Raw genomic sequence first — 20,563 nt, 5'->3', positions numbered from 1 at the left:
TTTTTTAAGTGTTTTCATAGACTGGTTGGGTAGATGAGGATATTTTTTTGGCATATTCTCTCCACTCTTTACCGTAAATGGATTGCATTCTTTCTTCTATCTGATGTTTTTCAGATGTTGTAATATTTGTACTATTTATATAAAGGTATTTTTCTGTGATAAATGCAAAATTGATAACCTTTAATAATTCGTCCGACAGGTGGTATCCTTTTTCAAAACTATTTTTGATGATTTTTTGGTATAAATGATTACTGTCATTTTTAATGAGTAGTAGTGCATAAATATTGGCTAAAATCATCTGTTCTATCATTTCAACGTTTTCCGCTATTTGAGCTTGTTTGATAAAGTTTTGTATAGCTTCCTCTTTTTTTCCTGTCATACTGTAATAAGAAGCTTTGTAGGAATAGAGTTGTATGAGTGTGCCTGCTAATTCAGGTTTTTTTTGATAGTTTGCTTCTGCTATTAGAATACCTTTGTCTAGTAAACGTAAGGTTTTAGCATCATCTTTGAATTGAAATAAAAAACCAGCGTAAATCAAATGGGCAGATGCCCAAAAAGAAGGGTCTCCTGTAGATTGTGTTAGGGTAAGCATTTGTTTTCCCCAATAATGTACTTGTTCTTTGTCATTTTTAGATGCGCTTTCGCCTATTTCAAAAAGATACTTTCTGAATTTAACTTGTGGATCGTTGGGATTTCCTTGCGTGGCTAATTCTTTATAAGAACTTGCCATATTTTGATCGGGAACGTCTATTGTGACAGCCAGGGTGTCAAGATTATCTACAAGTTTTGTATGTTTTTCTTTTCCTTTAAAATCAATCAAAAGTATTCCGTAATCCTTAAGGATGGGTGAAAGGAGTTGTTTTATAAAAAGATGATAATTTTCATAATTAGATACTTTTTTAGGAACTAGACTTATAATGATTAGATTCTCTTTTTTGGATTCAAATTTTTTAAAACTTACAAGTAGTCGAATAAAAAGATCTTTCAGTTCATTTGAATTTTTATGAGATATTGTATAAAATTCTTTTTTTAATTCTTCAAATTCTATCCAATTCCAATGAGGATAACTTTGTAAATCTCTATCAAAAGAGGTTATCCATTCCTTTGTAAAATCATAAATGTACTGATTTTCGTTTTCAAAATCAATGGAAAAAAGAAGGAAAGAATCAGGACTTTTGCCATGTTCTGATGCTTCTATTTGAATAAATCCATTAACTAAAATAAAGTCTTCTTGGTAGCATACTAGTTGAAACAACCTAGCTTTGGGTTTGTTTTTTCTGGCATTAGTCCAAAGCTTGGCTATTTTACTTATGCGAACGGCAATAGGGTTGTGTTCGTTGCTTTGCATATTGGTTAGTTAAGGTTTACAATTCCTCCTTTTACATTGGTCATGGCAGAGCCATTTACGTTAACGGTTGTAGATTCTATAGCTACTTCTGTTTCTCCGTTTATTCCTATTTTAGGTGCTTTTTCTTCAATAAGGGATTCGCTGTTGGTTTTTACAGAGGTGGTACCTGTTATTTCTGCTTCTTTTGTTTCTATTTTTACTTTTACATCGCCGCTAATTACAATTGTACCGTCTTTTGTCATTTTAATTTCTGCTCCTCCACAAGTAAATGTAATGCTTTCATTGGCATTAACAGTGGCATTTCCTGCTCCGTCAAATTTTAAATCAACACTGCCTTTATCGGTAAGGTGTACACTTCCCGCATTATCATCCATGTGTAATTTGTTTCCGCTGGCTGTTTGCAAACCTTTGATGTAGTTGCCTGATCCGCCTTTGCCTGCACTAGCTTTGCCATTAAACATGGCTCCAAATACAAAGGGTCTTTCGGCATTGCCATTGTCAAATCCTATAATTACTTCTTCTCCTACTTCAGGAATAATGTGCATTCCTTTGCCCTTTCCTGCATAAGGGGTTACGACTCTTAACCAAGGGGTGGTTAATCCTTTTTTCTTTTGCCAAGGGAATTGGACTTTTATCATTCCTTGTGGATTGTCATTTTGCATGACAATAGCTGATTGTTCTTCGCAAGTGGGAAAAGCGTCTTCATCAAAGAATGGTGAAATAAAGATATCAGGTATGCCTACAAATTCGTTGTAATATTCACTGCCATCATGGTAATGATAGATTTCAATGATGCGGTAGGTTTCCATGGCTTTGGCATTGATGTCGGATATTTTGGCTTTACCTCCTATTCTTAGTTTAGGATCACGGCTTCTTCCTCTTACTTGCATAGTGTGTTCACGACTTTCTTTCTGACGACGTGCCATTTCTTTTAGATCTTTTTCTACGGTTTGTTGTGAGGTGGCATTAAAAAGCATTTCAGATTTTTTTCGGAATACTTTTTCAGAGGCTTCTATTGCTGCTTGTTGAAAGGGGTTTGTTTTTCGTTGAACGTTGTTTTTTACAGCATCTGAATCTTTTTCTTTTACTTCGGCTGAAATACTGTCGTATGATAAATATTTGAAAAGTTGAGGTTTGATCATCATTTCAAATTCTATGTCTATTAAATCTATGTTTTCACCTAATTCTATGGTGTCTTTGATTTCGTTTCCAAAAATTAGACTTTCGCCGTCGTAATAAAAGTATTCGCCATATCTGTGGGCTAATCTTTTAATGAACTGGTAGTCTGATTCTTTATATTGTACACAATAGGGAATGGTGTAATCTGTATTGATGTTTTTAGTAGATATTGCTACTTCTCCGTTGTATTCCGCTAGGGCTTGTTTGATGATTTCGTCTAGTTTTTTATTTTCATAGCTTTGGCAATCTTTGCCATTTTCTAATAGTATGCTAGGAGAATGCCCTGTGATGTAGAGTTTTCCATACCCACCTCCTTCGTCTTTTTTATTACGAATATTGGCTATTATTCCGGTAAAAGTTTGTGTAATGCTACCAAAACGATGGAAATTAATACTTATTTTTTTTCCTAATATGTTTTTAGAATTTTCCATTACGTAGCCTTCGAAACTATCTAGAGAGTCGTCGGGTGTAATGATTGTAAAGATATCATGTTCGTTGGTAAATTGTTTTAAATCAACTGTATATGTGTTTTTTGCTAAAAAATCTTTACCATCTATACGAAGGGTGCAATAAACTAAAGGACTGTCTTTTTCGTTTAAAAAATCATGAAATGTTTTTTTTGAAAAATGTTTTTTAAGGTCATCAGGATGGTTTAATCTTCCTATTAACCCATCGTTTTTTTGGGGATTCTCAAAACTTCCCATTTCCTCTGTTTTTTGATTGTTTAAATAGTGCCCTGCGTTTTTAATAGTGTCTTTGTTGGCTACTAATTGGTTAAATGCGGGGCTGGATAATTGCTCAGAAGCTTTTTGAGTTGCTTCTGTTTCGATGGTTTTTATGGATTCTTGTTTTAGTTGTTCAACAAGTTGTGTTTTAACTCCGTCTAATCCATTTTTTATCGGATTTTTTGAATCTGTATCTTTAAGCGGCATATCCTTAGTTTTTAGAGTTTAATTATGATATCTTTATTGTTAAAAGAAATGAATTATCGCCACTTTTTATCGTGTGATACGCCATTTACGTCAAAGTTCTTAGCAACAATACGAATGGATATTTGTAAGGGCTCTTTGCTTTCTGAAGTAAAATGTTCTTCAAAAAAGATGCAATATCCTTTTTCAAATTGTAATTCTTGCAATTTGCTCATGGCATCTCTACGATAAAATATTATCTTACCGTCTTTTGCTTTATTGTGATCTAACATCCAATCTAGGAAGTCGGGTTTTCCAGTACTTTCAATACGAATAAAAATTTCACCTCCTTGTGGCATTCCTTGAGGTTTACCTGTGTTATCTATTGTTTGTGTAAAATTGTACTTACATTCTAGAATGTTGTACATGTTACCGTCTAATTCTAATTTAGCTAAAAATGACATATATATTAATTTTTAAAATTTTCTATTTTTGTTTGAATCAAACTGTCCTCTTTATAATAATTGCATTGTTTTTCTATCACTTTTCCTTCATATCCAATTAGATATTCATAATGCCAGCCAACTTTTTTCTTGTTTTTAAACCTACCTTCCCAGATAAGAAAATGATCTTTATCATAGTATTTTATATATCCTGTTCCTGTTTTTCCTAAAAAGGATTGGTAAACTTTTTTTCCTTCTTTAGAGAGTACGGTATAATTATTTATAAAACTTCCATTTTGATCTGTTTCAAAGCGTATGTGTAATTTTCCTGTTGGGTAAAAATCTTGTTGTATTCCAACTAAATTATCATTGAGATAATTTTTGTCTTCTATCATTTTATGGGTTTTAGGATCCCATATTTTGGCATTTATTAAATCTCCTTTTTGTGAATAGTTGTATTCTTCATGTATTGTATTTTGATTTGATAGATTTAGATATTTTTGCCATTTTCCAACTTTAATTCCATTGACAATTTTGCCTTGTTCGAAAGACTTTTTATCTGGCTCTATTATTTTAACGAAATGTTCTTGTTTGATTTGTTGTAAACTATCAATAAATAAAGAATCTTCTTTTTGTGTAAAGGAAGAATCAGTATAGAATAAAACGGTGTGTTTTCTTTTTTCTTGCTTACATGCGATTGCTATAGAAAGGAGTAAGAATAATAATAATTTATATGTTTTCAAGGTCTAAAAAATTTGATGTTATCATTATCTATTTCTCTACTTCCCCACCAACTGTTTGCATCGCATTTTTCAGTACCATTGTCAGTAGCTCCTCTTCCAGCTCCTCTGGAACAAAATTCATCGTCTTCAAATAATTGTCCTCTACGTACTTGTGTAACAATTTCTACGTGGGTTCCTCCAAAAGCAACAATGTCTCCTCTTTGTACGTCTTGTTTTTTGACCGATTTTAATTTTTCTCCGTTCCATATTTGTCTAGCGGATAAATATTTGCCATTAGACAGAATATTATAACCTGCCATAAATAAAGCTTCTCCTACAAATAAATTGCAAGACCATTTGGCATCTTCTCCATAAAAAACTACATAATATCCTGATTCCCAATTATTATAAGCTTGTTTTAGGGCAGAATAATCCGAATCGGTTACTTTTTTATCTTTGTCAAATCGTGCTAATAAAAGTAAATATTTTCTTTGGGTCAGGACAAACCAAGAACTGTCCATCCATTTCTTGCTAAATCCATTAGATGTTGAAGGAAAATGAAGAGGTTTTCTTTTGGCATTTGCTAATCCTCCATTTTTTGTTAGGAAATAACCTTTATTTTCATAAAAATCTTTGTAACTATTTATTATGATTTCATCATTGGCTATTCTTTCTGCTTCTCTAGCTATTTTTTCACTCATAATTTTAAAGATTTAAAAAATATCCTGATTTTAACTTTTATTATAACTGATGTATTCAAAAAATTAATGTTTTGGTAAAAAAGAGTAACAAAAACTGTTACTCTTTTTTAATTTTACTATACCCATTCGTTTTCGTAAGCTCCAGAACCTAATTCAATTTTTTTAGCTGAAATAGTAAAGGTTTCAGTTAGTGGATTTACGCCTGTAGAATCAAAGTTTTCTCTGAATTTTACTACGTAAGCTTCTGAGAATTTTAATTCTTTTAGAACAGCATCGCTATCTCTTTTGAAGAATTTTACGCTACCGTCTTTTCTTTCAAATGAATTCGTTATCCATTCAAAGAAAGAGGTATCCGCTGTACCTTCAATAGTTAACTCAATTTTACCACCTCTGGTAACAGTAGAAGGTCTACCTGTTGCATCTGTTTCCTGAAACAGACCATAATTTACATTTAGTACTGTGTACTCTTTTCCTGCTACTGATAGTTTTGTTTTAAATGACATGTTATAATTGATTAAAAAATTACAAATGAAAATACACTTTTAAATAGAGTGTAAAAGGTTGTTATAAAAGGAGGAATATTAGTTAGTTTGTATAAACCAACTTTAAAAAGACTATTTTGGGATTGAAGCATCATTTATATATTTATTTTTAACAATAAAAACCACTTATGGAAACATATACACTCCAAATTTAACAAAATACATTTTAAAAAACAAATTTATTTATATTTAAATTTAAAGATTAATTTCTTTTATATCTAATAATAATATACAAGATCTTCTAATTTTATACTACTTTAATAAGAATAAAAAAAGAATACTTATTATTTTTTAAGATTTTATAACTTGTTTTTTTAATGAAAGATTTTTACTTGACATGATTCTTTAAGCCAAAAACAGAAGTACCTAGAAGTTAGCTCAAGACTAGAGGTTATAGCGAATTTTTAGTAAAATTCTTTCTTTTTAGATTTGCAATTTTATATGCCTAATTTATCAAATCCACAGGTTTTGGACTTGATCCTTGATCTCTTGATACTAAATATTGAATAAATTTAAAATAAAAAACCCTCAATCTCTTAAAGATCAAGGGTTTTAGTGCGGGTGATAGGACTAACAAAGCGTTAATCTTGTGTTTTTTACAATCTCAATAAATCAATTGAAAATCTATTAAACTTTACTATTTATAAGGCTTAACGATAGTTTGTATAGTTAAGTAAGATAAAGTAAGATAAAAGTAAATGTAATATTTGTTGGCAAAATATCGGCAAAACATTATTTTTGTATTAAACAAAGTAAAGATGAAAGTCAAATATTTTTTAGTTGAAAGTCAAGGCAAACAAAAAAACGCATATAGTAATATTTATGTACGATTTTGGGTAGGTCGTGAGTATGATTTTAAGGCAAATACAAAAATCAACGTTTTATTTGATAGTTGGGATAACAATAAACAAAAATTAAAACAAAGAGCATCAACAATAAATAAAGATTTAATCAACTCCCAATTAAAAGAATTAGAAAAGGTAATATTTGATAAATGGACTTTAGATACACTTAATAAGTCGAATATCACAAAAGACTGGTTAAAAGATGTAATAAATGTTTTTTTTGGTCGTGCAAAATCAGATGAATTATATAAAATTTACTTTGTGGACTGGGTAGAAAAGTTTATTGAAGATAGCCCAAAAAGACTATACAAAGGCTCTCCTATTGCTGACAGAACGATAAAACATTATAAAACTACTTTGTACAAAATACAAGGCTTTGAAAGTCATAATAAAGTCAAATTAAGATTTGAGAATATTGATTTAAAATTTTACAGGGACTTTATAGACTACTGCCGTACAGTTGAAAAGCTTGGAAACAACACTATAGGCGGTTATATAACTAACTTTAAAATGTGGTGCAAAAATATAGAGTTGGAGGGATTGCCTATAAACCCACAATACAAACACTCGGAATTTATGGCACTATCAAACAAAACTAAAGACACCTATTTGAATGAAAACGAAATAGATAATATTTATAATTTCGATTTTGAAGATTCGGAGCGATTAGATAATGTAAGGGATTTATTTGTAATAGGCTTGCGTACTGGTTTACGAGTATCCGATTTTCTTTACCTAAAGGAAATTAGTATTGAAAAGGGATTTATTGAGATTGAAACGGCTAAAACTGGGACGACTGTAGTAATACCACTACACCCACAAGTTAGGGCTATAATTCAAAAGCGACACGGACAATTGCCTTACACTATATCGGAACAAAAATTCAATCTTTACATAAAGGAAATATGCAAAAAAGTAGGAATAACCGAAGAAATAGAGGGCGCAAAAATGAACCCCGACACCAAGCGAAAAGAAGTAGGGGTTTATCCTAAGTATGAGTTGATAAGTTCGCACACTTGTAGGCGTTCTTTTGCTACTAATCTTTATGGTAAATTACCCAATATGACTATAATGTCTATAACAGGACACGGGACGGAAGCGGTTTTCTTGAAATACATTAAGATCACGAAAAAAGAACACGCTGAAACTCTTAAAAGATTTTGGGCAAACGAACAAGAAAGCCAAGGACTTACAACGGTTTTAAGAGTAGCCAAATAGTTTAAAGAAGTTTTAAAATGGTTAAAAACAAAAAAATGGTTTTAGAAGATAACGAAACATTAGAAGTTAATTTACACGGCTTAACGATAAAAAAAGGTTTTCACTGGTCAGAATTTGTACTTAATGGAAAGGTAAGACTAATAACATACGGCAAAAATAGAGATGATGAAAAGAAAATAAAAAAGCTTTTATTCAACTCTAACACTACAGAAAGAATAGAACAAATAAAAAAACTGATACAAGGTTCTGAAAGTACAGAAACAAAAGATTTTACATTAGGAGAGGGGGTTATGAAAAGCGTGATAAAAGACTTAAAATCATTGAGTAATGAATATAAATATTTGTTAGACGACGTTCAAATAAAGTTACATTATGAATATTTGATTGAAATTGACGAATTAGAAAGAAGAAGAACAGAAATAGGAAGTTTTCTAAATGATAGCATTTCTAAAAGATATTCACAAGTAAAGCAAAGAGATGTAAAAGACATTGATTCTCTATTTTTTTGCGAAAATAGGGTAATAGCTTTAAAAAGATTTTGGCAGATGGAAGAGTATCTACAAAACATATTTAACAAGTTTAACGAAATACAAAAAAGGGACAGTTATAGTGCTATTTGCTATATTATAGACGAACAATACAAAATACATAAAAATATAATAGAAGAAAATATTTGTGAATTGTTGCTTAGATTTGAGATTAACTATATAATTTACGAGGTTATAGAAATAAAGTTAAAAGAGTTTAGCAGTGCCGATACACAACAAGTTAAGAACTTTTTACAGTTCAAAGAAAACCGTTTTAAGCCTCTAAAATGGAACTCTAAAAAGTCCGCTATAGGTACGCTTTTTGGAGTTCTTCACAAAGAGGGAATAATACAAGGCAGTAAAGCCGATTTAGCTAGGGAGCTTGCTAATATGTTCGGTAATTTATCAGAAAGTACGTTAATAGATAACATAGGATTAAAAGAAGATAAGGAAAACTATAAACCCAAATACGACACAGAAACGGAGGAATTAATGAGTAAATGGGTAACATTTCTGAAAAGTTGTACCCCAAAACAAGGGTAGAAAAAAAGTCTACAAATCAACAAAAAAACACACTTAAACCATTGTAAACCAATGGTTTTTCCAGTACCCCATTTTTAGTACCCCATCAATTTTGGGGTACAACTTAAAAAAAATAATCCAAATTTTCGTCTTTGCTTTGCCTCGGATTTAAACAATTACGAGCAATGACAAACGCAGAATTTACAGCAGTACAAGTACAAGGGATTACAGTCGAACAACTACTACAACAGTTCGAAGAATTAAAAAACATCGTCAGTCAAATAGGCACGCCCCAGCCTCTCGAAAAAGACAAACTACTAACAAGACACGAAACCGCAGATTTCTTTGGGGTTTCCTTAGTTACACTTTACAACTGGACACGTGATGGAGTTGTAAAAGCCTACCGAGTAGGAAACAAAGTCCGTTACCGTCAAACGGAAGTACTAGAAGCGTTAAAAGCAATCAACTTAAAACGCTAATACACAATGCAAAAATATTTTATTATTGATGCTATTGATGTACTAGCAGGCTACGAAATACAAGAAACACCCGAAAGAATCCAAACCCTTTTAACCGTTGTTGATGTGGTTTGTGGATACCCTAAACCTACCAAAAAAGGAAGTACAACTACAACCGCAAATTATTTAATAGGTGCATACTTACACGTAAGCAACGCCCGTAATGCGTGCCGTTTAGGGGCTATGGGTTTTATTGATACGCTCACAGCTTATAAAATAGCTTCGTCTAATCTTGAAAACGCTTTAACGCTATTATCGTAAATGATTGACGGGGTTAAAATAAAGTGCATAGGCACGGAAACAAGCGACTGGGAAAACTCCCCTTTGCTGAAATTCTGCACCAAGGTAGATACTACCACGGGCGAAATTTTGGCAAAAAACAGAGTGGCTTTTTACCGTGGTTTATCCTTTCACATTACCCCATCGACCATAGCAGATAAGAATCATTTATTTATCCGTGGTTCTTTGGCTACTTACTACAACCAAGGCAAACACAATGCCTACGACTTCACCCGTGAAATGTTAACAGAAGTAATAGCCGAACTACAAGAACAATTTAAAATAAAACCACAAACAGCAGTAATACAGTCGTTTGAATATGGTGCTAACATAGCTACAGAAAAGCCAGTAAAGGCAATCGTTAACAGTTTGAGAGCCTACCAGTCCGACCGCTTTACGATGTTGAAAATAGAGGGTAAACCCAATGGATTACAATTGGATAGGAGTAAAACAGCGGTTAAATTTTACGACAAAGCCAAACAAGCCAATTTAAAAGACTTTAATCTAATGCGTATCGAATATGTGGTTAAATATCATCAAACAGCCGTACAACACGGATTTAATGTATTAGCGGACTTCTTAGACCTAGAAAAGCTAAACAACCTTAAACCCTATTTGTTGGAGGTTTGGAGAAACACAATTTTTCACGACGACGGTATGCGCTGGCGTGAAATGAACACCAAGCAAAAAGAAAAGATGCTTTACTACTTGGATGCGAACAACTGGGAACGATTTAACAAAGGGCAAAGACAAAAGGCACGGGTAAAATTTAGGGCGTTATACAATACGTTTTGCAGTTCAAAAACTCAGATTCAAATAGGGAATTTATTAAGTGAAAAATTGAACGAATTGGAAGCCAAAAAAGGATACCATTTTCAAAACTTTTTAGGTGAATTTGGAAGCCAAAACGAGATACCAAAAAAGATACCCTTTTCAACTTTAGATGAAGTTGAAAAGGGTATCCAAAAAGAGTTTAAAAACACAACAAAAAATGAGGGTCAAGAATTAGAAAATAATTTACAAAAAGTACCCCCTAAAAAATGCCTCAAATGTGGGGCAATTTTGAAGCATAAAAACAGCAATTCAAAATACTGTTCTAAGAAATGTAATAACAGTATTCAGGCAGAAAAAAGAAAGATGAAAAGAGAAAATATAAAAACCCTAGAAAATGAGATTTTAAGAACCGTAACACAAAACCTCAGCTTTTCAAATTTGGATTTGCTAATTGAATACAACACCGAAACGGGGGCGTATTCCGACCAGTTAGAACAAGCAGAAATAAACGCACCGAAAGAGTGGAGCTTAAAAGTAACGAGGGTTACAATATTACAAAAATCTAAAAATCTTGTATTAACCAGCTGGAGGGCAAAAAAGCTAATAAAAACAATATCTCAAAATAATTTAAAAAATGGCATACAACAAAAAAAACTATTACAAAAGAATTATAGAAATACAGGAAATAGTCAAAAAGGAAAAATTTAAAAACGGAAAACTACAAAAAGAGATTTACTGGACAATCATACAGCCAAAATACTTGATTTGTGAGAGAACGTTTAGTACTTGGCTATCTATAAACGCAAAAAAACTACTAAAAGATTTAGAGCAAAAAGAACTACAAAACCAAATAGTTACAGCCTAACCAATGACAAAAGAACAATACATAAAACGCACGTTTGCAAGGATCCGAGCCAAAGGATTACAAAACCCAGTAATACTAAACAAAGGGGCAATAGTTCACGACTTAGAACGGTATTTACAAACAATGGAAAACGCACTAAGAAACAACGAAAACAGGCGACTAATGAAACACTTAGTAAGTGAGTTAAGAATACTGGAAAATATATAAATCTATTAACAAATAACATTTAAAATTATGAAAAACTTAGAGATTATTCAAAATGAAAACGGTAAACAAGCCGTACAGTGTAGCCAATTATTTAGGGGGTTAGAACTCGATGCCTCAAATTATGGATATTGGATAAAAAAGAACATTATAAACAACCCTTTCGCAATAGAGGGAGAGGATTATATTTTATTATCTAGCCCTAAGGGTAAGTTAAGAAACAAAAGAAATGCGTTATCTATTAAAAATTACGAGATAAGCAATATTTTAAAAAGTGAATTTGGTATAAAGCCGAATACTCGCACCCGAAACAAACAAAAAGGGATAGACTTTGTATTAACCCTCGACTTTGCTAAACGTTTAGCTATGATGTGCAGAACCGAACAAGGCGAAAAGGTAAGAAGATACTTTTTAGAATGCGAAAAGATAGCCATAAACCAAGATAACAGCGTAATAGAAGCCTTAAAACAAAGAATATCCTTTTACGAACGCATAGAGCAGATAAAACAAATAAGGATACAACTAAACAAAGAAATCAAGCAGTTAAGGCAGTTTATAGAAACACCGCCCCAAGTTATCAAACCCGTATTAAAACAATTAACCTTAAACTTTCCCGAATATGAAAATTAATAAAACAGACGATTATCTGCAATTTATAGCGATGCACCGCCTAGGGTTCACAAACAAGGAAATAAGCCAAAAAGTAGGGGTTTCGGAACAAACCGTAAGTAAATGGCTAAAAAACTACAACCGTAAACCGCTGGACATTTGCCAAGAACTAACAAAACAAAACTTAGAGGCGTTACATTGGAGGCTAAAAAAACTAATAACGCAGGAAAATATAAATTTTGGAGAAACTGAAAGAATTTTAAAAGCAATCAAAGAATACAACGAAGCGAACCGAATAGCCTTGAATTTTGAAGCTACAAGCAAAGTTTTAGACTTTTTAAACTCTCAATCCTTGACAACAAAAACAACGCTTTAAAACGCCTTAAAATAAGCCTTTCAAAAAATCAATCTTGGAGGCGTGCAATATGAAACAAGCAGACCGATTTAAAAAAGTCTGCTTGCAATAGGGAAGAATCGTTAAAACTTACCCCTTTTCCTCTAAGTCGAGCGGGTTTTATTTGCATCCTATCCCAGCTTTTCGGTAGCTTTAATGTAGAGCCTTAACAATTCAAGAACGAAAGTAATAAAATAAATGTTACAACAAAATAGCCTTACAGATTTGCAAGGCTATTTTATTTTAATAGTTTTGCAACTCCTAAATTAACGAAGTATGACTTTTAGAAAAAAATTTGCCCGTGTGGTATGGTGGCGGTATTGGAAACAATCGCAACGTTTCGTTAAACGTAGGACACCTAACCTACACGGGTTTATATATTTCCTAAATTTAACGATAGAATGAGTACAACAAACACCCCAAACAAGCTAACTGACAACCTTTTAAAATTCATCAACAAAGATGTAGGAGCGGAAGAATTAGCCAAATACCTAAGACAAGGAGCGTACATAATAGCAAGAACCGCAATAACATCAAATGAGATTGAAGCTATTACAGAAACTAGATGGCTTGATAACGCCTATTATCACATTACGGAACTTGCCGAAATACTAGACCCCTCACTAACAAAATAAGCAAAAACCTAAAAAACCGACTTTAAAACGTCGGTTTTTTTATTTACCACACTAACCAGCGGAAACACAAAACAACGCTTTAAAACTAACAAGACACACCTAAAACAAGGTTTTAACCTGTGTTTGAAAACGCTAAAATTCTAAGCCAGTTTTTAAAACCTCCATTTAATGAAAAGCAAAACGAAACGGTTTTACTGAGTTTAAGCCCTAAAAACTTACATTTGGTTTAATTCACGTTTCATAAATTCCCCTACTAAATGAAACTAAAACAGAGTTAGGGGCTAGTTAGGTTTCATTTGGGGCGGTTATAAGTTTAATTTAAAAGTTGTTTTTGCTAGTACTAAGGAGGCAAAATTTACTTTTCAGAAAATTTGAGGCTTTTTATTTAGCTCAAAAAATGTTTGAAAAATTGAGTTTTGGAAAATGTCGGCAAATTGTCGGCAAAAGAAAAAATAAAAAAGCCTTAAAATATTGATATTCAATAGATTAAGGCTTAATGTTTGTGCGGGTGATAGGACTCGAACCTACACGTCTTGCGACACCAGATCCTAAGTCTGGCACGTCTACCAATTTCGCCACACCCGCGAAATTTACAATCTTAAACCTCATCTATTTTGGTTGCTGATTGCGAGTGCAAATATAAGCATATTTTTTAATTGACAAATATTTTTTTTATTTTTTTTGATTAAATTTTTAAAACGTCCTTTTGATTATTTGATTATGCAATTTGTATATTTGACTTTTACTTTATGAACTGAACATGGAAAATATTAAAAAGTACGTTCAAGATAACAAGGAACGTTTTATTAACGAACTAATTGACTTATTAAAAATACCTTCAGTAAGTGCTGACAGTGCTTATTCACAAGATGTAGTTGATACTGCTGATGCCGTAAAGAAGAGTTTAGAAAATGCGGGATGTGATTTCGTAGAACTTTGCGAAACACCTGGTTATCCAATTGTCTATGGTGAAAAAATAATAGATAAAAACCTACCAACCGTATTGGTATATGGTCATTATGATGTGCAACCTGCTGATCCTATTGAATTATGGGACTCTCCTCCTTTTGAACCTGTAATAAAAAAAACGGATCTGCATCCTGAGGGAGCTATTTTTGCGCGTGGTGCTTGCGATGATAAAGGACAAATGTATATGCACGTAAAAGCTTTTGAATACATGATCCAAAACAACTGCTTGCCTTGTAATGTAAAATTCATGATTGAAGGAGAAGAAGAAGTAGGCTCAAAAAGCTTAGGCTGGTTCGTTGAAAGAAACCAAGACAAATTGGCCAATGACGTAATCTTAATTTCGGATACTGGAATGATTTCAAATCAACAACCGTCAATTACTACAGGATTAAGGGGATTAAGTTATGTGGAGGTAGAGGTAACAGGACCAAACCGTGACTTGCATTCTGGATTATATGGTGGAGCAGTAGCCAATCCTATTAATATTCTAACTAAAATGATTGCGTCTTTACATGACGAAAATAATCATATTACAATACCTGGATTTTACGACAAAGTACAAGAACTGTCTACTGAGGAAAGAACGCAAATGGCAAAACGCCCTTTTAGTCAAGAAGCTTACAATGAAGCGTTAAACATAGCTGAAGAATATGGTGAAACAGGATACACCACTAACGAACGTAATTCTATCCGACCTACTTTAGATGTAAACGGTATTTGGGGTGGCTATACAGGAGAAGGAGCAAAAACAGTAATAGCAAGTAAGGCTTATGCTAAAATTTCAATGCGATTAGTACCTAATCAAGATTGGGAAGATATTACCCAATTATTTCAAAATCATTTTGAACGTATAGCCCCAAAATCAGTTAAAGTAAAAGTAACTCCACATCACGGAGGACAGGGTTACGTAACACCAATTGATAGTATAGGATATCAAGCAGCAGCTAAAGCTTATAATGATTCATTTGGTATAGAACCTATTCCTGTCCGATCAGGGGGTAGCATTCCTATTGTTGCTTTATTTGAAAAAGAATTAAAATCAAAAACGATTATGATGGGATTTGGATTAGATAGTGATGCTATTCATTCACCTAATGAGCATTATGGTATTTTTAATTATTTAAAAGGTATTGAAACAATCCCTTTATTTTATAAATATTTTACCGAATTAAGTAAATAATTAAAATTGACTTATATTGTGTAAACTATAGAATAGGAATATTTTTTTGGTATTCAAATTGTCATGTGAAATGTAGTTTGAGGTTTTGTTTCTAATTAAGTCGATTTGTTTGTTTTATGACCAAAATAAGAGTTTTTATAGTACTTAAATATGTTTTAAAAAACAAGAAGACCAAAGGGAATTATTAAAATTTATACCCTGTTTTTGATTGCTTTTCTTCAAAAACAGGGTTTCTTTTTTGAGTAACAAATTTTGAATTAAGAATGAAATCTTAAAAAAACAAGAATTTATTCTTAATTCATGAAATATCTGATTCCTATAAAGCTTCTAATTCCTTGATTAGGCCCATAGACATAAGTAGGATCAAATGTAAGGGAATATGGATTTTCAGGAGTTGCCATTACATTACCATTAATATCATATTGAATATTTTTATCAAAAGGATCATGAGAACGGGCAATGATAAAAGGATTGCCTTTATTGGGAGTCCAGTTTAATAAATTTTTAATTCCTAAATAGATTTCGAGGTTTTTAATTTTATTAATAGTACACTGAATGTTTTGAATACTATAAGTTGATGAATTAGGCTTTCTCGGATCTGTGTCACTTAAAAGAGGTAATTTCATAGGGCCATATATATTTCCTGTGTAGTCAAATGATAAAAACCATTTAGGAATAGCATAGGATATGGACCATGTTCCCGAAAAACGCTCTGTTAATAACTGTCTTTGTTGAATGCCTTTTGCGGTCTTAGATACATCCATAAAAGTAGCTCCTAAACTTACTTTTAGTCCACTACCAAGAATTAGATCAAGGTTACTACTTATTCCTTTTGATTCAGCAAAACCATCTAAATTTTTATATATAATGGCATTTGTATTCGTTTCGTAATCTGGTAAAATGGTATTGGTAAAATAAGTATACCAAATAGAGTTTTCCCAACTAATAAAACTTCCGTTCTTTAAATACCATTTACGCAATACGTTTAAGTTAGCATTGTAGGACTGCTCAGGTTTTAATTTTTCTGTTATAATAATCTCTCTAGCACCTGTTAAGGCTGCATGTTCTTCTGTAAATAAATTTACTACCCTAAAACCTGTTCCAGCATTAATTCTGGCGACTGTATTATTGTTGGGTTTCCATTTATAAGCAAATCTAGGTGTAAAGATATTTTCATGATTTTTATTAAAATCATATCGTGTGCCTAACAATATAGTATGATGATCATTCCATTTTATATCGTTTTGTAAAAAAATACTTGAAATCCAGTTTGTGTTTTCTGAAAATGTGGCGGGTGTATTATCGTCATAAAATTGATAACGTGTAGCGAGTCCAAATAGTAAATAATGTTTTTTAATAACCTTGTCCCAAGTTAATTGTCCAAATCCAATATTTTGTTGTGCTAAATATAATGTTTTGCCATAAGCAGAATTTTGATTATGATTGGTATAAGAAAAATTTATTTTCATTTTTTCTTTTATAGGGAGCTCATATACTCCGAGTATTTCATAGCGTTTGGTATAAATACTTTCACCATATACTTGATCACTTCCTCTAAATGACTTATTCCACTGCATTTCACCACCCCATCTGTCTTCATAAGAATAACGACCCGCAAGTGAAAGAAGTTTTTTTGAATTTCTTTCAAAATTCCACTTTTGAAAAATAGAAATACGATCTTGTAAAGTAACATCTGTAAAATGATCTTTATTATTATCTATTGGATTTGAGTAATTAAAATAATTAATTCCAGTTAATACTGAATTTTTTTTAAGATCAAATTTAAATCCAAAATCTAAATTTGCTTCTCCCCAACTTGTCGAAAACCCATCTAAAGATACTATGGGTACATTTTTAGGATTTTTAGTGATGATATTTATTAAGCCTCCTACCGCTTCGCTACCATACAATGAAGAGGCAGGTCCTTTTATAATTTCTATACGTTCTACTAAAGAATTAGGTATTCCTGAAAGGCCATAAACTGTAGATAATCCACTTACAATAGGCATTCCATCTATTAACACGAATGTGTAGGGACCTTCCAAACCGTTGATATGAATATCTCCTGTGTTACAAATATTGCAGTTGAGTTGAGGTCGAATACCGTTAATATTTTGTAATCCCTCAAAAATATTGGAAACGGGATTTTTTTTAAAGAAAGAAGATTTAAAAACTTCAACAGGTACTGCGCTATCTAGTCGGCTTACAGGTTTTAATGTTCCTGTTACAACAACTTCTTCTATATTATGCTGTTTTTCTTTTATAGCTATAAGTTCGATATTTAATAAAATAGGTATTCCATCTTCTATATTAACTTCTTTTTTGAATTTTTTAAAGTTTTTTTCAATAATTTCTATTTCATATTTCCCTTGTTTTAATACCGAGGTTTTAAAATACCCTATTGAATCTGTTGTTGTAATCTGCTTTTTATTTATTAGAATTTGTATAGAAGATAACGCTAGATTTTCTGTACGCACAATACCTTGTATATAGGCTTGAGAGAAGGTTGTTAGGGAGTAAAAACAAAATATTAATAAGTGGTTAAATTTCATTTTTTTAATTTTAAAAATAATTTTTAGACAAATCTAAAAATTATATTATCTCAAAACAAAATTTATAATTATATTTGTGTAAAATAAATACAAATGACTCATTCTGAAGAGAATTATCTCAAGGTAATATATCATTTAAATGGTGCTTCACACAAAGGAGTTAACACGAATGCTATAGCCTTAATGATAGAAACAAAGGCTTCCTCTGTGACGGATATGTTGAAAAAATTAGCTGAAAAAGGATTAGTAGATTATCAAAAATATCAAGGAGTTAGCTTAACAGATAAAGGATTGCATACCGCTAAGATGATTATTAGAAAACATCGTCTTTGGGAAGTTTTTTTAGTAAACAAACTAGGTTTTGCTTGGGATGAGGTACATGAATTGGCGGAGGAGTTAGAACATATAAAATCTGAAAAACTTACTGATAAATTAGATGAATTTTTAGATTTTCCTGCTTTTGATCCTCATGGAGACCCGATACCTAATAAAAATGGCGAAATTAAATGGACTCATGAATTACTTCTTAGTGAAGCAGAGTTAGCAACCTCTTATCTTTTTGTTGGGGTTAAAAATTCATCAGTAGAGTTTTTACAATACTTAGACAAACAAAATATAGCATTAGGTTCAACGATTAAGATAATAAGTAAAGAAGAATTTGACGCATCACTTCATATCAAAATAGAGGATCGAGACTTAATGATTTCAAATAAAATTGCAGAAAATTTATTCATTAAACTAAAACAATTATGAGTAAATCGTTAGAAGAAGTACACGAAAGTGTATCTATACAAAATAAAACGTCATGGTTTAAACGAACCTTAGCCTTTTTAGGTCCTGCCTATTTAATTAGCGTTGGTTATATGGATCCTGGTAACTGGGCTACTGATTTAGCAGGAGGAAGCCAGTTTGGATACAGTTTATTATGGGTTTTATTAATGAGTAATCTAATGGCTTTGTTGTTACAAAGTCTTAGTGCCAGATTGGGCATTGTAACACAGCGTGATCTAGCACAAGCTTCTCGTGAAACCTATTCGCCTCTTATAAACCTATTTTTATATATATTAGCAGAAATTGCCATAGCTGCTTGTGATTTAGCAGAGGTTTTAGGAATGGCAATTGGTATTAATTTATTGTTTGGAGTTCCTTTGTTGCAAGGTGTTCTGATTACAGTTTTAGATACTTTTTTATTACTATTTTTAATAAATAAAGGCATTCGAAAAATGGAAGCTTTTGTTATAACATTAGTGGCTATTATAGGTTCTTGTTTTGTTTTTGAAATGATATTTGCTGAGCCTGAAATTACAAAAGTAATGAGTGGACTGATTCCTTCTATTCAAAATCAAACTGCTTTATATATAGCTATTGGAATTATAGGAGCTACCGTTATGCCTCATAATTTATACCTTCACTCTTCTTTGGTTCAAACACGTAAATTTGAAAGAAGTAAAGCAGGAATTAAACAAGCTATTCGATATAATATCATAGATTCAACCATTGCATTAAATTTAGCTTTTTTTGTTAATGCAGCCATACTAATTTTAGCAGCGGCCACATTTTATAAAAATGGATTTTATGAAGTAGCTGAAATACAAGATGCACATCAATTATTAGCCCCTGTACTGGGTACTAAATGGGCTGCTTCGTTATTTGCTATTGCTTTAATAGCCGCCGGACAAAGTTCAACTATTACGGGTACATTGGCTGGACAAATTGTAATGGAAGGTTATCTAAATTTGCGTATTCAACCATGGGTACGACGTATCTTAACCCGATTGATTGCCATAGTACCTGCTGTTATTGTTATTACCTTATTTGGTGAAGAGGTAACAGGCAAAATGCTTATTTTGAGTCAGGTTATTTTGAGTATGCAATTGGGATTTGCCATTATTCCTTTAATTCATTTTGTGAGTGATTCAGATAAAATGAATGGTTTTGAAATAAATAAACTTACACAGGTTGTGGCGTGGATTATAGCACTTATTATCGTAGGGTTAAACGCTAAATTAGTCTTTGGAGAAATACAAAACTTACTTCAAGCATATAATAATGCTATTGCTTTATGGGTAACTGTGATCCCTATTTCTGTAGGTTTTGGAGGATTACTTTTGTATATTATATTCAAGCCTTTGCTAAAACCTACATTTACAGAATATAAACATACTACTCATCAAAATATCAATATAGAATTCAATCCTAACCATCCTATTTATAGGAAAAATATTGCTATTGCATTGGATTTTTCAACTGCGGATGAGTTAGCCGTAAATCATGCTATTGAGTTAGGAGGAAAGGAGGCTGATTATACATTAATACATATCGTGGAAAGTGTAGGAGCTATTTTTTATGGTCAACATATAAAGGATCAAGAAACAAAGATTGATAAAAAAATATTAAACAGGTACCGTGATAATTTAGTACAATTAGGATACAAAGTAGAATATCAACTCGGGTTTGGTAAACCAACAAAAGCGATAGCGGATATTGTTAATACAAATAAATTTGATATTTTAGTAATGGGAACGCATGGACATACGGGATATAAAGACATACTCTTTGGTACGACTGTTAATAAATTAAGGCATGCCATATCAATTCCGTTATACATTGTTAAAAAAGAATAAAAGAG

At 32.0% G+C, this 20,563-nt stretch carries 19 protein-coding genes and 1 tRNA gene; 12 read left to right on the top strand and 8 right to left on the bottom strand.

The features are described from left to right. Positions 1-4 precede the first annotated feature (4 nt). The 6 genes from ACUXZJ_RS04330 to tssD (ACUXZJ_RS04305) form a co-directional block, all read right to left on the bottom strand. Entirely contained in the window at positions 5-1,348 is a 1,344-nt protein-coding gene (locus ACUXZJ_RS04330; protein ID WP_088418995.1) for a hypothetical protein, read from the bottom strand. Positions 1,349-1,353: 5 nt separating this feature from the next. Next, positions 1,354-3,459: a type VI secretion system Vgr family protein gene (locus ACUXZJ_RS04325; protein ID WP_446195867.1), complete on the bottom strand. Its 2,106-nt coding sequence runs from the start codon at positions 3,457-3,459 to the stop codon at positions 1,354-1,356. Positions 3,460-3,512: 53 nt separating this feature from the next. Continuing rightward, entirely contained in the window at positions 3,513-3,899 is a 387-nt protein-coding gene (gene tssD, locus ACUXZJ_RS04320; RefSeq protein WP_060383639.1) for a type VI secretion system tube protein TssD, read from the bottom strand. 5 nt (positions 3,900-3,904) lie between these two features. Beyond that, the gene (locus ACUXZJ_RS04315) at positions 3,905-4,621 is read right to left on the bottom strand and encodes a hypothetical protein (protein ID WP_060383640.1); all 717 of its coding nucleotides are present in this window, start codon (positions 4,619-4,621) and stop codon (positions 3,905-3,907) included. Then, positions 4,618-5,301: a hypothetical protein gene (locus ACUXZJ_RS04310; RefSeq protein WP_060383641.1), complete on the bottom strand. Its 684-nt coding sequence runs from the start codon at positions 5,299-5,301 to the stop codon at positions 4,618-4,620. The genes ACUXZJ_RS04315 and ACUXZJ_RS04310 overlap by 4 nt, the downstream gene beginning before the upstream one ends. 116 nt (positions 5,302-5,417) lie before the next feature. Continuing rightward, complete coding sequence (gene tssD, locus ACUXZJ_RS04305) at positions 5,418-5,804, bottom strand: type VI secretion system tube protein TssD (protein WP_060383642.1); 387 nt, start codon at positions 5,802-5,804, stop codon at positions 5,418-5,420. A gap of 797 nt (positions 5,805-6,601) precedes the next feature. On the opposite strand from tssD (ACUXZJ_RS04305), the gene ACUXZJ_RS04300 reads away from it, so the two are divergent. The 9 genes from ACUXZJ_RS04300 to ACUXZJ_RS04260 all read left to right on the top strand — a co-directional run bounded on the left by ACUXZJ_RS04300 (position 6,602) and on the right by ACUXZJ_RS04260 (position 13,233). Further along, positions 6,602-7,906 (top strand): tyrosine-type recombinase/integrase, encoded by a 1,305-nt coding sequence (locus tag ACUXZJ_RS04300; protein ID WP_446195863.1) that lies wholly within the window; start codon positions 6,602-6,604, stop codon positions 7,904-7,906. Between the two features lie 17 nt (positions 7,907-7,923). Next, positions 7,924-8,976, top strand: a complete 1,053-nt coding sequence (locus tag ACUXZJ_RS04295; protein ID WP_446195861.1) for a hypothetical protein — start codon at positions 7,924-7,926, stop codon at positions 8,974-8,976. A gap of 164 nt (positions 8,977-9,140) precedes the next feature. Further along, entirely contained in the window at positions 9,141-9,434 is a 294-nt protein-coding gene (locus ACUXZJ_RS04290; RefSeq protein WP_063743312.1) for a helix-turn-helix domain-containing protein, read from the top strand. 6 nt (positions 9,435-9,440) lie between these two features. Further along, complete coding sequence (locus tag ACUXZJ_RS04285; protein WP_446195859.1) at positions 9,441-9,734, top strand: hypothetical protein; 294 nt, start codon at positions 9,441-9,443, stop codon at positions 9,732-9,734. Beyond that, the gene (locus tag ACUXZJ_RS04280) at positions 9,735-11,234 is read left to right on the top strand and encodes a hypothetical protein (RefSeq protein WP_446195857.1); all 1,500 of its coding nucleotides are present in this window, start codon (positions 9,735-9,737) and stop codon (positions 11,232-11,234) included. Between the two features lie 160 nt (positions 11,235-11,394). Further along, positions 11,395-11,598 (top strand): hypothetical protein, encoded by a 204-nt coding sequence (locus tag ACUXZJ_RS04275; RefSeq protein ID WP_446195855.1) that lies wholly within the window; start codon positions 11,395-11,397, stop codon positions 11,596-11,598. A gap of 27 nt (positions 11,599-11,625) precedes the next feature. Next, complete coding sequence (locus ACUXZJ_RS04270; RefSeq protein WP_446195636.1) at positions 11,626-12,225, top strand: hypothetical protein; 600 nt, start codon at positions 11,626-11,628, stop codon at positions 12,223-12,225. Next, positions 12,215-12,580: a helix-turn-helix domain-containing protein gene (locus ACUXZJ_RS04265; protein ID WP_446195634.1), complete on the top strand. Its 366-nt coding sequence runs from the start codon at positions 12,215-12,217 to the stop codon at positions 12,578-12,580. Before ACUXZJ_RS04270 ends, ACUXZJ_RS04265 begins: the two co-directional genes overlap by 11 nt. Before the next feature lie 419 nt (positions 12,581-12,999). Beyond that, positions 13,000-13,233, top strand: a complete 234-nt coding sequence (locus tag ACUXZJ_RS04260; RefSeq protein WP_446195853.1) for a hypothetical protein — start codon at positions 13,000-13,002, stop codon at positions 13,231-13,233. 503 nt (positions 13,234-13,736) lie between these two features. Here ACUXZJ_RS04260 and ACUXZJ_RS04255 read toward each other — a convergent pair. Next, positions 13,737-13,818 (bottom strand) — tRNA-Leu (locus ACUXZJ_RS04255). Positions 13,819-13,993: 175 nt separating this feature from the next. Here ACUXZJ_RS04255 and ACUXZJ_RS04250 point away from each other — a divergent pair. Beyond that, on the top strand, positions 13,994-15,382 hold the full coding sequence (locus tag ACUXZJ_RS04250) for a dipeptidase (protein ID WP_060383651.1): 1,389 nt from the start codon (positions 13,994-13,996) through the stop codon (positions 15,380-15,382). A 293-nt stretch (positions 15,383-15,675) separates the two neighbouring features. On the opposite strand, the gene ACUXZJ_RS04245 is transcribed toward ACUXZJ_RS04250, so the two are convergent. After that, entirely contained in the window at positions 15,676-17,934 is a 2,259-nt protein-coding gene (locus ACUXZJ_RS04245; protein WP_446195851.1) for a TonB-dependent receptor, read from the bottom strand. Positions 17,935-18,027: 93 nt separating this feature from the next. On the opposite strand from ACUXZJ_RS04245, the gene ACUXZJ_RS04240 reads away from it, so the two are divergent. Next, entirely contained in the window at positions 18,028-18,687 is a 660-nt protein-coding gene (locus tag ACUXZJ_RS04240) for a metal-dependent transcriptional regulator (RefSeq protein WP_060383653.1), read from the top strand. Further along, positions 18,684-20,558: an Nramp family divalent metal transporter gene (locus tag ACUXZJ_RS04235; RefSeq protein WP_060383654.1), complete on the top strand. Its 1,875-nt coding sequence runs from the start codon at positions 18,684-18,686 to the stop codon at positions 20,556-20,558. Before ACUXZJ_RS04240 ends, ACUXZJ_RS04235 begins: the two co-directional genes overlap by 4 nt. Positions 20,559-20,563: the final 5 nt, after the last annotated feature.

The organism is Flavobacterium sp. TN-1 (assembly GCF_052828645.1).
Note: the sequence above shows the minus strand (reverse complement) of the source record. Positions and strands in the feature narration are given on the sequence as shown.